This window comes from Siphonobacter sp. BAB-5405, from assembly GCF_002872335.1.
GTDB lineage: Bacteria > Bacteroidota > Bacteroidia > Cytophagales > Spirosomataceae > Siphonobacter.
In genome coordinates this window covers 37,863-51,296 of the sequence record NZ_NJAG01000007.1, presented here as the reverse complement: position 1 = coordinate 51,296, position 13,434 = coordinate 37,863, and the positions used below count along the sequence as shown (strand labels likewise).

Genomic DNA, 13,434 nt, shown 5'->3' with positions numbered 1-13,434 from the left:
AAACAGCCATACGGTAAACGCGGCCGGGAAAAAATGTACCAGTTTCAGCGTATCCGGGAAAAAGCGGGTAATGTTGATGCGGGCTCGTCCGAAAAAACGAAGCTGTCGAAAAAAAGCCCCAAAGTCGGTCCGGCGTTTGTGTAGATAAAAGCTTCGGGAATCAAAGCACTGCGAAAGCCCAGCTTGAGGGCCTGAATACTGAAAATAATATCTTCACCCATTCGAGTAATCCGGAAACCACCCGTTTGTTCCCAGACCCGCCGACTCAGTCCCATATTGAAACTCCGGGGGTGAAAGGTACCACCCGCATTTTTCGCTTTACCCCGAATGCCTCCCGTAGTAAACAGGGAAGTCATCGAATAACTGATGGCTTTTTGTACAGGGGTAAAGCTGGAGTGGTCACGGTCAGGGCCACCGTATAGATCGAGTTGCTGGCGATCAATTTCCCGGTTGACGATTTCCAGGTACTGCGGCTCAACGAGAGCATCCGAATCCAGAATGATAAACCAGTCGCCAGCCGCCCGTTCCATGCCGTAATTGCGGGCAAAACCCTGTCCGCTGTTGGGCTTTTCGTAATAACGAATGTCCAGAGTGATTTCAAACGACCGAACGACGTGTTCCGCACGTACGCTTGATCCATCTTCCACGACGACGACTTCAAAATTCCGAACCGTTTGTCGGGCCAGACAGGCCAGCAATTCCGCTAATTCGTCTGGACGGTTATACACGGGAATAATGATGGAAAAGCGAAGCATGAATGGGGAAAGGGTTTGAATATAGTTTAAGGTTTGAATGGTGTTTGAGGTTTCATAAATGGTTCAAAGTTTGATTAATGTTTGAGGGTTTGAAGGCTGTCTGAATGTTTGATTAAGGTTTGAAGATTCGCGAGCTTTTAAATCACTTCCACAAACTTATCTTCTGAAACACCTTTTCTGGGAAGGCGACATTCGCTGTAGTCAAACCTTCAAACCTTTCTTAAACACGAATCAAACCTCAAACTCAATCTAAATTTTTCAAACCTCTTTCAAACTACCTACGCTCCACCCAGTACCTCCAGTAAGCTTACTTCGTGAGCGGCGATGATCTGATCGACGAGGTCGTCCGTCAGGGCCGTTGAGATGAAAAGACTTTCGAACTGCGAAGGAGCCAGGTACACGCCGCGTTTCAGCATCGCCTGGAAATAGGCTCCGAACATACTGAGATCAGAAGCCTTGGCCGAGGCAAAATCCGTAACGGGCTGCTCGTTGAAGAAGAGCGTATACATCGAACCAATCCGGTTGATGGTGAAGTTCTTACCGGCTTTCTGGTTACCCGCCCGCAGACCATTTTCCAGCTTGGCTCCGATGCGATCCAGTTCCGTATAGACTTCCGGATTTTCGTTGAGATAAGTCAGCATGGCTTTTCCAGCGGCCATGGCGATAGGGTTTCCCGAAAGCGTACCTGCCTGATAGACCGGACCCGCCGGAGAGACAAAATCCATGATTTCCTTGCGGCCCCCGTAAGCACCTACGGGCATACCGCCACCAATGATTTTACCCAGCGTCGTTAAATCGGGCTGGACGGACGTGATGCCCTGAAAACCGGAAGCGGAAAGACGGAAGCCCGTCATTACTTCATCAAAAATTAACAGAATTCCTTCGTTATCACACAGTTCCCGTAAGCCTTCGAGAAAACCGGGTTCGGGCAATACCAGACCCATGTTTCCTACCACGGGTTCCAGGATAATAGCGGCAATCTGGCCTTTGTTGGCTTCTACCAGCGTTTCTACCGAATACAGATCATTGAAGGGAGCCGTCAGCGTATCGTTAGCGACGCCTTTGGTTACCCCCGGACTGTCAGGAACGCCCATCGTTACGGCCCCGCTACCGGCGGCAATCAGGAAGCTGTCGCCGTGACCGTGGTAACAACCTTCGAACTTGATCATTTTTTCACGACCCGTGAAGCCACGAGCCACGCGAATGGCCGACATCGTAGCCTCGGTACCGGAATTCACCATCCGAACTTTCTCGATGGAGGGTACCATTGAAATGATGAGTTCCGCAATTTCTACTTCCCGACGGGTAGGAGCCCCGAAGGAAAACGAATGCTGAACCGCATCCGAAACGGCTTTCTGGATCATTTCATTGGCGTGGCCCAGAATCATCGGCCCCCAGGAGTTGATCAGTTCGATGTACTGGTTGTTATCTTCATCAATCAAATAAGGCCCTTGGGCTGCTTTGATAAATAGGGGATTGCCACCCACGGCCCGAAACGCCCGTACCGGCGAATTGACGCCACCAGGAATGACCTCTTTGGCTCGTTGAAAAAGTTGTTCAGATGTTGTCATGGAAGCAAGTTAGGTTTGGAGTTTTGGGTTTGGAGTTTGGAGTTGAGATACCATCAAAGTCTAAATTGCCGAAGTACCAGTTGGCTGAAAAGAGCAGTCTATCAACGATTGTATTGGCCCAAACTCTAAACACAAAACCCTAAACTCCAAACGCATTTATTTAACCTGAATAAATTGATAATTACTGAATTTTAGAACGTTGAAATTCTGATTGTCGGTGGATTGCCGATAGTCGAATCCACCCAGCGTATAGCCATCCTTGTAGGACTGATTTTTCAGACCTTTGGTAAAATCGCTACCGTACTTACCCAGCATACGACCGAAAAAGAGCATGGTGTCGTACCCAAGGTAGGCGTAATTAGACGGCAGTGTATTGACTTGCGTCATGTACTTCTGTCGAAAATCCAGTACCGCTGGGTCGGTATCACTGCTAAACATGGAATCAAAGAAATACACATTCGAACCCGAAAATGTGGACGCCGAAGACGTGTTGGTATTGAAGGCTTCGTAAGGCACCAGCAGAGGAACACCCAGGTTCGTACTGCGATTCCAGGAAATCACGCCGGGGCCTTCGCCGCTACCCGTAAAAGCAGCCAGAATGTGACCCGGCTTCTTACCCTTTAATTCAACGGTGAGGCTTTCGCTGCGACCGCGTTTCATGCCTAGTACCTGCACGCCATTGGTTTTTGCTACTTGAGCGTATGTGGCAGCGAGTAGTGAATCCTGACGCGTATTGCCGTAGGCGATGTACGTGGATTTTGGCGTAAAGCGTTGCGAAAACTGGAAGAGCAAACGAGCCTGTGATTCAACGGAGGGTTGTACCAGATACGTCTGGTTTTCCAGTAAAGAACTATTCGTCGAAATGGGATTGACGATGGGAATGTTCCGTTCGGCAGCCCAGGTCGTCGCTAATTCGTACGTAACCGGATACAGCGGTCCAATGAGTACATCCGATTGCTGAAACTGCGGATCACCGAATGCCTTCTGCATACTTTCAGCTGTATTATCCACTTCATAGGCCAGGACATTGACCGTGATTCCTTCGCTTTGCAGTTTTTTGACGGCCAGCCGGATGCCTTCGTACAGATCCACCACGAATTGATTGTTTGCCGAGTTTAGCTCATTCATTCGGAACGGGAAAAGGACAGCAACGGTATAGGCACTTTTCTTGCCTTTCGGGGCAGTCAATACCGGTGTACTTGGACCCGTTGGAGCCGTGCGGGGTTTCAGGGAAAACCGAGTAGTAAGTCGGGCTGCTAAATCCAGATCGGCCTTATTCGTTGACGTCCGCTGAATCAGAGCGACCAGGTTTTCGGCAATAATGGCATCATTGGGGTACTTGGTATGGAGCTGACGCAGCGTGGAAAGGTTCGTACACTGAGCCAGATAATACGCTTCCAGTGACTCAATGTCCTGCTTCATGCGTGCTTCCGGCAGGCGTTAAGAGCATCCACACCGGCCGTAAACTGATCTTCTTCCAGCAGCACATTGGCGTACAGGTAGCGGGCATCAGCGATTTTAGACCAGTTGGGGTAACGGCTTTCTAACTGCCGTAAGTACGTGCGACTTTCGGCCAGCCGATCGCTTTTTAAACAGGCCAGAGCCATGAAGTAGTGACTGTAGGGTACCAGTTCGTTCTGGTAACGGGCCGAGGTGAGCGGAGCAAAATACTCGCGGGCCAGATCGTATTTTTTATCGCGAAGAGCCCGTTCGCCCTTCTGGTACGCCTGCTGGTAGTCTGCAGGAGCGGTTTGGGCCAGAACATTCAGCGAGAAAAGGATACTGAAAAAGATGAAGGTAAGTCGAATCATGAATACGTCTTTGAACAAAAGTAAATCAGAATGGACGGTCTTACCAACCGCCCCCAATATTTACGCAAAAGAAAGATACCAATCAAAAAGCCCCTTTCCGGTAGGTCAGGGGCTTTTGTCACGTTAGGCAGGCCATTGGGCCAGTTACCAACTATTTTTTCTTTTTGTTGGCCTGAGCTTCGGCTTGTTTTTTCGCTTCTTCCGCCGCTTTCAACTGTTTTTCGAGCATCTCAGAGAATTTCGATTTTTTCTTTTCTCCGCTCGAAATCTTGCGACGGTTTTCCTCCAGAATAGCTTTGATTTTGTCTTCGTCAACGAAGCGTTTGATCAATTGCTGCTGACCGATCGTGATCAGGTTGGATACCAGATAGTACCAGGCCAGACCCGCCGGGAAGGAGTTCATGATAAAGAAGAACACGAGCGGCATGATGTAACCCAGCGTACGATAATCTACCGGACCCGGCGTGCTTACCGTCGTCTGGTTGTTGTAATACGCAAACAGAATGCTGGAACCCGTCATCATCACCGTAAACAAGCTGATGTGATTACCCAGAATCGGTAACGAGAAACCGAACTTAATCAGGTCATCGTACGCCGAAAGGTCATTGGTCCACAGGAAGGGCTGTTGACGCAGCTCAATCAGGTTCGGGAAGAGGAAGAAGACCGACATCAGAATAGGCAGCGTCAGTAATTGCGGTACGCAGCCCGATAAAGGATTAACTCCCACCTGCTGGTACAGCTTCATCTGTTCCTGCTGCATTTTCTGAGCATCGTCGTCGCCGATTTTTTCTTTCAGGGCCGCAAGCTCCGGTTGTAACACCCGCATCTTCGCCATGGAAATGTAACTCTTGTACGTAAGAGGCGTCAGAATCAGTTTGATAATGAAGACCAGTACAAAAATCAGTACGCCGTAGTTGGAAATAAATCCACCGAGCAAATTGAACAGCGGAACGAATACATACCGGTTCACGGGTTTCAGGAAGGCGTAACCCAGGTACACGTTTTCGTTAAAGTCGGGAGCTACCTGCGTGGTAAGCTGGTAATCGTTCGGGCCAAAGTACAGCTTGAACTTGCCTTTACCCGCCGCCAGATCAGCCGCAGGCAGTTGTACTTCGGCTTCCAGCGTTTTCAGATTTTCCTCGTTATTGTCGGGGAAGGCCGTTGATTTCAGCTTTACACCCGAGAGGTTCGTACCTTCACCCACCAGACCGGATACAAAGTACATCTGCTTGAACGAAAGCCATTTGATCGGTTCTTCCAGCGTCTGCTCTTCCGTACCGGAACTATTCTGGCTCAGGTGATCGAAGGATTCATCCGTGGTTAAATAGTTGATGGTACTCTCATTCCGCAGTTTGTTAACATCTTTCTCCGTACGATCGATGGTGTGCGACCAGAACAGGCGGGCGTTTCCACCGAAATTCTTTGCGTTTAGATCGTACCCCAGCGTAAAACCTTTGCCGGGAAGCGTATAGCGTTGTTCGATGGTTTGACCACTGGCCAGTTGGAGGGTAAAGGCTACCGTACCCGAACCGCTTTCCGCTATTACCTGACTTTGATCTGTCGTAGTGAAGAATAATTGACTAACATCTACTTTGCCGGGACCGTTGGGCAATTCCAGTCCGAGACGGGAACCCTTCTCGTCGAAAAGGTACAGCGGCTTTTGATCGTACGTTTTGTAATTTTTGAGCAGTACTTCCTTAATCCGGCCGCCCTGGGTAGAGAACGTAACGCGAACGTCTTTGTTCTCAAGGACTACTTCCTGCGAAGTACCTTTGGCAGCGGCTGAGAAGCTACCTAAGGCGGCCGTGTCCAGCGTCGCAGCCGTAGAAACATTCTTCTTGGGAACACCCATTTGCTGGGGTTTCTGGGGTTGCGGCTTTTCTTCGGGCATCAGAAACTGGTACCCAAGCAACATGCCAACAATCAATAGCAACCCAATGATGGTATTACGATCCATAAGGATGGTGGGGAGACAACAAGGCTCCGGTGTAATTAGAGTTTAAAAAAATGAGCACGCAAAGTTCGGAAACAATCCCGAAAGCCCTGCGTGCTCGTCCTTTTTTTCCAGTAATAGAATGGAATTAATGTTAAACGGTAACCGACAGTGCCGATTGGTATCAATAAAACCTAGGACCTAACGGCTTCTCTTTTCTAAAACTATGCTTTAGTTAGAATCAGATAATAGGTTAATGATCAGACGCTTGTTTCGTTTATGTAGAGCGATTTTAGACGCCCACCGTTACCGATTCCCGTTTCGCGAGGGAGTAAGTAAGGGCTGCTTTCACGAAATGTACGAACAGCGGAGCCGGACTCAACACCGTACTTTTATACTCGGGGTGGAACTGCACACCGATAAAGAAGGGGTGAACTTCAGGTTTCAGCTCAATGATTTCGACCAGTTTACTTTCCGGATTGATACCTGAGGTAACCAGACCAGCAGAATTCAATTGCTTCAGATACGCATTGTTGAATTCATACCGGTGACGGTGACGCTCGGAGATTTTCTTCTTGCCGTAAATCTGATGGGCGAGTGAATCTTTTTGCAGATCACAAGGCCAGGCTCCCAGTCGCATGGTACCGCCTTTGGCTTTGATGGCTTTCTGCTCCTGCATCAGGTCAATGACCGGATTAGGGGTGGAAGGTTCCAGCTCGGAAGAGGAAGCACCGGCAATACCCGCTACGTTGCGAGCGTACTCGATGACGGCCATCTGCATACCTAAGCAGATACCGAAGAACGGAATCTTGTTCTCACGGGCGAGTTGTACGGCCCGGATTTTTCCTTCCAGACCCCGCTCACCAAAACCCGGAGCGACCAGAATACCATCCAGATTGAGCAATTGCTCAATGACTTCTTCCTGTTCCAGGGTTTCCGAAGAAATCCATTCAACCTTAACCCGGCACTCGTTTTCAGCACCGGCGTGGATGAAGGCTTCCGCAATGGACTTGTAGGCGTCTTTCAGTTCGACGTACTTACCTACCAGACCTACCGTAATCTGGTCCGTTGGGTTTTTGTACTTGCCGAGGAAGTCTTTCCAGGAATCCAGATCGGGTTCCTGATCGTTGTACAGATTGAGTTTGTACAACGCCCGCTGATCGAGCTTTTCCTTTTTCATCAACAGCGGCACATCATAGATGGTCTCGGCGTCGATGGATTCGATTACGTCGTTAGGCTGTACGTTGCAGAAGAGAGCGATCTTGCGACGCATATCCTGCGGAATCGGGTGCTCGGTACGGCAAACCAGAATATCGGCCTGAATACCGGATTCCGAAAGCGTACGAACCGAGTGTTGCGTCGGTTTGGTTTTCAATTCACCCGCCGAACTCAGGTACGGAACCAGAGTCAGGTGAATGAAAAGCGTATTGTTCTCGCCCAGTTCATACTTCAGCTGACGGGCAGCTTCGATGATGGGTAAGGATTCAATATCACCTACGCAACCGCCGATTTCAGTAATGACAATGTCAAAATTACCCGTCGTACCCAACGCCGTAATGCAGCGTTTGATTTCGTCGGTAATGTGAGGGACCACCTGAACCGTTTTACCGAGGTACTTACCCTCGCGTTCGGCCATGATGACGTTGTAGTAGATACGACCCGTCGTCACGTTGTTATCCTGTGACGTAGGAACGTTCAGAAAGCGTTCGTAGTGACCTAGATCCAGGTCCGTTTCGGCTCCATCATCGGTAACGTAGCATTCGCCGTGCTCATACGGATTGAGCGTACCGGGATCGACGTTAATGTAAGGATCGATTTTCTGAATAGTAACGGAAAGACCCCTGGCTTGCAGAAGTTTAGCTAACGAGGAGGCGACAATGCCTTTGCCGAGAGAAGATGCAACCCCGCCCGTAACAAAGATATATTTCGTCGGTTTGGCCGTGGACATGACGACGTGTATGATTTGTGTACGGGATACAAAGATAATAGCAAAAGTTTAGAGTTTTCGGTTTTCGGTTGACAGTTTTTTTGACCGGAGTACTTAAAAAATTGGCCGTCAGCCGATTGGCTGCTGAATAAAAAATGAAAATAATGAAATGACTTTCCAACGTTAGGATATACGCCCGGGTCCTGGTGAAAAAAGGGAAATCAATGAAAAAAACTACTTTTCTTCTGCTGGTACTAGCTGTGGCCTGTCAAAAAAACAAATCCATTGAGCCGGTACTAACGCCTTGTTTGGCAGAGAATGCCGCTACGGATGTCAAAACGTTTCGACAGCAATTGCTGGGCAAATGGAAACTTGTCTATACGAGTTCATCCGTTACGAATTATACCGCTCCGGTACCGAACGTGGAAATGATTTTCGCCGATACGAATCACATTGAAGTTCGAAAAGAGAAAAGTGTGCTGTACAAGGGAAGCTATCAACTTATTAAACTAGAAAAAGGAGTTGCCATTGCTGATTCCTTGGGCCTTGCCAGGTATGGAACCAGACCTGACAATTACCTAAGTGGGCGATTGTTTGTATGCTCTGAAGCCATGCAGATTGATTTGGCCGTAGGATCATATGTAGACCTACCTAATCGTCTGTTTAGGCGTTTGCAGTAAAGCTGGAAGATACCAGACAAAAATAGAAAGACCCCAGCCGAAAGCAGTCGGGGTCTTTTTGTTGGTGTATGTGGATGAAACGGCACTTCTTACCCTGAAATTGTGTTACTGAAAAATAAGCTCATAATTTTCCATGAATGTGCTATGAATCAGCAACCTATTTATGAACTCAGTATTCAGCCCTATCCCGCTTTACCCGACCAGCGGCGGCGGGATGCGTCCGTGGTGTACTTTTCTAACCTGAAAAAAACGGTAGAATTTTTGTTAACTACGCTGAACATTCATGGCTGGGAACCCCAGGTGAGTTACTCAACGATTTACCGAAATTTACAGTTACGGGATAAGTTTTGGCAGGATTACGAAGTGAGTGGGGTGAAGTTTTTCCGGGTGGTCATTTCCAAGCAAATTCTGAATCCGGTACTGCCCGCCGTGGAGATGGAAGATTACCCGCGTAAACCCCGACGCTAGTGGCAAAACTATGCAAATTCCTTCCGGAAAGCTGTAATGCCGCAACACATCAGGAAGCCGAACTTTGTATCTGTAATGGAAGTAGTCATGGAAACGCTTGAAACACCCACCGAATCTTTACGTATACCCGTCACAGGCATGAGCTGTGCGGCCTGTGCCCAAAGCGTGGAAACCATACTGACGAAACAGCCTGGCGTAGAAACCACAACGGTCAACTTCGCCGACGAATCCGCCCGTATTGTTTTTGACCCGCAGCAAACGTCCCTTGAAAAGCTACAAAAGGCCGTACAGGGCATTGGCTATGGGTTGATCATTGATGCGGAGAGTGCTCAGGAAAAGCAGGCCGAATACAAAGAAAATCGCCTTAAAACCTTACAGTCTAATCTGATCTGGTCGGCCCTACTGACGATTCCGGTGGTAGTACTGGGGATGGTATGGATGGACTGGCCGCCCGCCAACTACCTGATGTGGGGACTGAGTACGCCGGTACTTTTCTGTTTCGGGCGGAAGTTCTTCGTTAATGCCGTCAAGCAGGCCCGCTTCGGACAAACTTCCATGGATACACTGGTCGCGATGAGCACGGGTATTGCCTATGCCTTCAGCGTGTTCAACACGATATATCCGGAATTCTGGCATCAGCGGGGATTGCATCCACACGTGTATTTTGAAGCAGCGGCGGTCGTAGTGACGTTTATTCTGCTGGGCAAATGGCTGGAAGAACGGGCTAAGTCCAATACGTCTTCGGCCATCAAAAAGCTAATGGGTCTACAACCGCAGACGGTCACACGGATTGAAAACGGCGAAGAAGTACAAGTACCACTCGCCGAAGTAGGCGTGGGCGATCGTCTGCTGGTACGGCCCGGTGATAAGATACCCGTGGATGGGCAGGTGAAAGCAGGCCAGTCGTACGTCGATGAGAGTATGATTTCAGGGGAACCCATTCCCGTTGAAAAAACGAAGGGGACCAAGGTATTTGCCGGAACCATCAATCAGCAGGGGAGTTTTCATTTCATTGCTCAGAAAGTGGGCAGCGATACCTTACTGGCTCAGATCATCCGGCAGGTACAGGAAGCTCAGGGGAGTAAAGCCCCCATTCAGCGACTGGTTGATAAAATTGCGGGTATTTTCGTTCCAGTAGTCTTAGGAATTGCCGTACTGACGTTTGTGGTCTGGTGGCTGATAGGTGGCGAAAACGCCCTTACGTACGCCCTGCTTAATGCCGTCACGGTACTGGTCATTGCCTGTCCCTGTGCTCTGGGACTGGCGACGCCCACAGCGATTATGGTTGGGGTAGGTAAGGGAGCCGAAAACGGCATTCTGATCAAAGACGCGGAAAGCCTGGAACGAGCCTACCGCATGGATACCCTCATTCTGGATAAAACCGGAACGATCACCGAAGGCAAGCCCAGCGTAACGGATAGCCAATGGAGCGACGAAGCCTGGAAACCCGTCTTGTTAGGCCTGGAAAGTCAATCGACGCACCCGCTGGCTCAGGCTATTGTACAAGCTCTGAAAGCAGAGAAAGTAAAACCAGCCGCGGTGTCGGCTTTGGAAAATGTACCCGGGAAGGGCATCCGCGGTCAGGTAGAAGGCGTAGTTTTTCGGGCAGGAAGTCCCCGCTGGATGGAAGCCGAAGGCGTAGTACTGGACCACTGGCCCGTACAGCAGTGGCAAAATCAGGCTCGTACGGTGATTGTACTGGCTCGGGAGCAGGTAGTGCTGGCCGTACTGGCGATCAACGACCCGATCAAAGCCCATTCAAAAGAAGCCATTACGCAGTTGCGAAAGCAAGGCGTGCAGGTACTCATGCTGACGGGCGATAATGCCCAGACGGCCGCTCAGGTGGCGGCAGCAGTGGGCGTAACTGAGTTCCGGGCGGAAGTCCTGCCCGGTGATAAAGCCGAGGTGGTGAAAGCCTACCAGAGCCAGGGAAAGGTAGTCGCCATGGTAGGCGACGGCATCAACGACTCACAGGCTCTGGCTCAGGCCGACGTAAGCATTGCCATGGGGCATGGCTCAGACGTGGCGATGGATGTAGCGAAAATGACGCTGATTTCAGGCGACTTGCTACAGTTACCGAAAGCGTTACGAATCTCCCGACTGACGGTACACGCCATTCGACAGAACCTGTTCTGGGCCTTCATTTATAATATCATCGGAATTCCCATTGCCGCCGGGGTATTGTACCCGTTGAACGGATTTTTACTGAATCCGATGATCGCCGGAGCAGCCATGGCCCTGAGTTCGGTATCCGTCGTGATGAATAGTCTACGGTTAAAGTACCGGAGGGTTTGATTTTTAATGAAATAAATAAATGAAGGAGTAGATTAGCTGTTTTTAGAGTACTAACAAGTCAGGTGCTTAACTGAAAACAGAAAATTAAAAACCGCAGCGGCGGACCGCTGTAAACTGAACACATGGAAACGATTCAATTCAAAACCAATATCAACTGCAGCAATTGCGTAGCCAAAGTTTCTCCGTTTCTGAATCAGGAAGATTCGATTGATAATTGGAAAGTAGACACTAACAATCCGGATAAAATTCTAACGGTGGAAGGAGAGGAGCTGGAAGCCGCAACCGTCATTCAAACTGTCGAAAAAGCTGGATTTAAGGCGGAGTTGCAATAATTGGGAAATTCTAATGGAGTTAGGGAACCTGCACCAGTCTAGTTTCTATACAAAAGAAGTTCTTAACCCCGAAGGGGTTCAATTTGAATAGCCCGTATGCAATGCGGGGAACGGTTACCTCTTGTAACTACAATTACTTCTCTAATGAAGGCAATTGGAAACGGCCAAAGGGCGGGTATAGGTTTGGAAACCTGCACCAGTCGCAAACGGTACCAGTCTAGCCCCCATGTGCAATGCGGGGGTCGAGAATAGTATCCATCAAACACAAAAAAGCCGATTCCCTAAAGAATCGGCTTTTTTATTCTATTGCTCTACGGACAACGGTTCATTCACCGCTTCGTGCCAGGGCAAACCGTGTTTATTCAACAAATCCATAAACGGATCGGGATCCATCTGCTCACAGTTCCAGACGCCGGGTTGCATCCACACCCCGTCGCACATCAGCTTGGCTCCAATCATGGCAGGTACGCCCGTCGTGTAGCTTACGCCCTGAGCCTGCGTATCCTTGTAGGCATCCTGGTGCTTGCAGTTGTTCCAAACGAAGTAGGTTTTTTCCTGACCATCTTTACCAATACCCCGAATCTGGCAACCGATGGACGTTTCACCCGTATAATTTTCGCCCAGCGTACCGGGTTCGGGTAGTAAAGCTTTCAGGAATTCCAGCGGAACCACATCCATACCCTGGAACTTGATGGGCTGAATGCTGGTCATACCCACGTTTTCGAGCACCTGTAAGTGGGTGATGTACTGTTGACCAAACGTCATCCAGAAACGAGCCCGCTTCAGGGTTGGGAAGTTCTTAACTAACGATTCCAGTTCTTCGTGGTACAGAACGTAACTTTCTTTAAGACCGACGTTCGGGTATTCGATGGGTTTATGAACGCTCATGGCGGGAATTTCCACCCATTCGCCATTCTCCCAGTACCGACCCGGCTGCGTAATTTCCCGGATGTTGATTTCGGGATTAAAGTTGGTAGCAAAGGCTTTTCCGTGATCACCCGCATTGCAGTCTACGATGTCGAGGTACTGCATTTCCGAGAACTGATGCTTATTTGCATACGCTGTAAACACCTGCGTTACGCCCGGATCAAAACCGCAGCCCAGTAATGCCATCAGTCCGGCTTTCTGGAAACGATCCTGATACGCCCATTGCCAGGAGTACTCGAACTTTGCAACGTCTTTAGGCTCGTAGTTGGCCGTATCCAAGTAATGCACACCCGTTTCCAGACAGGCATCCATGATGGTCAGATCCTGGTAGGGCAGAGCCACATTGATGACCATGAAGGGTTTGAAGTCGTTGATCAAAGCAACTAATTCAGCTACGTTGTCAGCGTCCACCTGGGCCGTCTGAATGGGCGTAGGAAGGCCATGCTCACGAGCTTCGGCGGCAATTTTATCACACTTGGACTTGGTACGCGAGGCCAGCAGGATTTCGCTAAAAGAATCCGGATTCATGGCTACTTTCTTCGCAACCACATTGCCTACGCCACCGGCACCAATAATTAAAACTTTCTTGCTCATTTTCAGTAGTGTATGAACGATACGTGATGGAAAAGTTCGGTTTTAGATGATGAAAAAGTGAAAATACAGGCTTCAAAAAGGGTATTCCCACGGCATTTCCGGCTCACTGGCCGCAAAAATAGTAGTTCCGTTGGAAATGGA

The 13,434-nt window shown here is 49.3% G+C and carries 11 protein-coding genes; 4 read left to right on the top strand and 7 right to left on the bottom strand.

Going from position 1 to position 13,434, the window contains the following annotated elements:
• Positions 1-44: 44 nt before the first annotated feature.
• The 6 genes from BWI97_RS06565 to BWI97_RS06540 form a co-directional block, all read right to left on the bottom strand.
• Entirely contained in the window at positions 45-755 is a 711-nt protein-coding gene (locus tag BWI97_RS06565; protein WP_369826548.1) for a glycosyltransferase family 2 protein, read from the bottom strand.
• A 278-nt stretch (positions 756-1,033) separates the two neighbouring features.
• Complete coding sequence (gene hemL / locus BWI97_RS06560; RefSeq protein ID WP_102200443.1) at positions 1,034-2,326, bottom strand: glutamate-1-semialdehyde 2,1-aminomutase; 1,293 nt, start codon at positions 2,324-2,326, stop codon at positions 1,034-1,036.
• A gap of 156 nt (positions 2,327-2,482) precedes the next feature.
• Positions 2,483-3,748 carry an ABC transporter substrate-binding protein gene (locus tag BWI97_RS06555; protein ID WP_102200442.1) on the bottom strand — a complete coding sequence of 422 codons (1,266 nt, stop codon included), beginning with the start codon at positions 3,746-3,748 and terminating at the stop codon, positions 2,483-2,485.
• The gene (locus BWI97_RS06550) at positions 3,745-4,137 is read right to left on the bottom strand and encodes a tol-pal system YbgF family protein (RefSeq protein ID WP_146010886.1); all 393 of its coding nucleotides are present in this window, start codon (positions 4,135-4,137) and stop codon (positions 3,745-3,747) included. The genes BWI97_RS06555 and BWI97_RS06550 overlap by 4 nt, the downstream gene beginning before the upstream one ends.
• Positions 4,138-4,288: 151 nt before the next feature.
• Positions 4,289-6,094: a membrane protein insertase YidC gene (gene yidC, locus BWI97_RS06545; protein ID WP_102200440.1), complete on the bottom strand. Its 1,806-nt coding sequence runs from the start codon at positions 6,092-6,094 to the stop codon at positions 4,289-4,291.
• A 268-nt stretch (positions 6,095-6,362) separates the two neighbouring features.
• Entirely contained in the window at positions 6,363-8,018 is a 1,656-nt protein-coding gene (locus BWI97_RS06540; protein WP_102200439.1) for a CTP synthase, read from the bottom strand.
• Between the two features lie 203 nt (positions 8,019-8,221).
• Between BWI97_RS06540 and BWI97_RS06535 the strand changes: the two genes are divergently transcribed.
• The 4 genes from BWI97_RS06535 (at position 8,222) to BWI97_RS06520 (ending at position 11,772) form a co-directional block, all read left to right on the top strand.
• Positions 8,222-8,677: a hypothetical protein gene (locus tag BWI97_RS06535; RefSeq protein ID WP_102200438.1), complete on the top strand. Its 456-nt coding sequence runs from the start codon at positions 8,222-8,224 to the stop codon at positions 8,675-8,677.
• A gap of 144 nt (positions 8,678-8,821) precedes the next feature.
• Entirely contained in the window at positions 8,822-9,145 is a 324-nt protein-coding gene (locus tag BWI97_RS06530) for a hypothetical protein (RefSeq protein ID WP_094815442.1), read from the top strand.
• Between the two features lie 87 nt (positions 9,146-9,232).
• On the top strand, positions 9,233-11,440 hold the full coding sequence (locus tag BWI97_RS06525) for a cation-translocating P-type ATPase (protein WP_102200757.1): 2,208 nt from the start codon (positions 9,233-9,235) through the stop codon (positions 11,438-11,440).
• Between the two features lie 122 nt (positions 11,441-11,562).
• Positions 11,563-11,772, top strand: coding sequence for a heavy-metal-associated domain-containing protein (locus BWI97_RS06520; protein WP_094815444.1), 210 nt, complete (start codon positions 11,563-11,565; stop codon positions 11,770-11,772).
• A gap of 303 nt (positions 11,773-12,075) precedes the next feature.
• Here BWI97_RS06520 and BWI97_RS06515 read toward each other — a convergent pair whose 3' ends face one another.
• A complete protein-coding gene (locus tag BWI97_RS06515; RefSeq protein ID WP_102200437.1) occupies positions 12,076-13,293 on the bottom strand; it encodes a saccharopine dehydrogenase family protein in 1,218 nt (405 codons plus the stop codon).
• Positions 13,294-13,434: the final 141 nt, after the last annotated feature.

What these genes read in the sequence shown, in the direction of transcription:
- BWI97_RS06565 (WP_369826548.1), bottom strand. Translation starts at nt 755, where the DNA reads ATGCTTCGCTTTTCCATCATTATTCCCGTGTATAACCGTCCAGACGAA.
- hemL (WP_102200443.1), bottom strand. Translation starts at nt 2,326, where the DNA reads ATGACAACATCTGAACAACTTTTTCAACGAGCCAAAGAGGTCATTCCT.
- BWI97_RS06555 (WP_102200442.1), bottom strand. Translation starts at nt 3,748, where the DNA reads ATGAAGCAGGACATTGAGTCACTGGAAGCGTATTATCTGGCTCAGTGT.
- BWI97_RS06550 (WP_146010886.1), bottom strand. Translation starts at nt 4,137, where the DNA reads ATGATTCGACTTACCTTCATCTTTTTCAGTATCCTTTTCTCGCTGAAT.
- yidC (WP_102200440.1), bottom strand. Translation starts at nt 6,094, where the DNA reads ATGGATCGTAATACCATCATTGGGTTGCTATTGATTGTTGGCATGTTG.
- BWI97_RS06540 (WP_102200439.1), bottom strand. Translation starts at nt 8,018, where the DNA reads ATGTCCACGGCCAAACCGACGAAATATATCTTTGTTACGGGCGGGGTT.
- BWI97_RS06535 (WP_102200438.1), top strand. Translation starts at nt 8,222, where the DNA reads ATGAAAAAAACTACTTTTCTTCTGCTGGTACTAGCTGTGGCCTGTCAA.
- BWI97_RS06530 (WP_094815442.1), top strand. Translation starts at nt 8,822, where the DNA reads ATGAATCAGCAACCTATTTATGAACTCAGTATTCAGCCCTATCCCGCT.
- BWI97_RS06525 (WP_102200757.1), top strand. Translation starts at nt 9,233, where the DNA reads ATGGAAACGCTTGAAACACCCACCGAATCTTTACGTATACCCGTCACA.
- BWI97_RS06520 (WP_094815444.1), top strand. Translation starts at nt 11,563, where the DNA reads ATGGAAACGATTCAATTCAAAACCAATATCAACTGCAGCAATTGCGTA.
- BWI97_RS06515 (WP_102200437.1), bottom strand. Translation starts at nt 13,293, where the DNA reads ATGAGCAAGAAAGTTTTAATTATTGGTGCCGGTGGCGTAGGCAATGTG.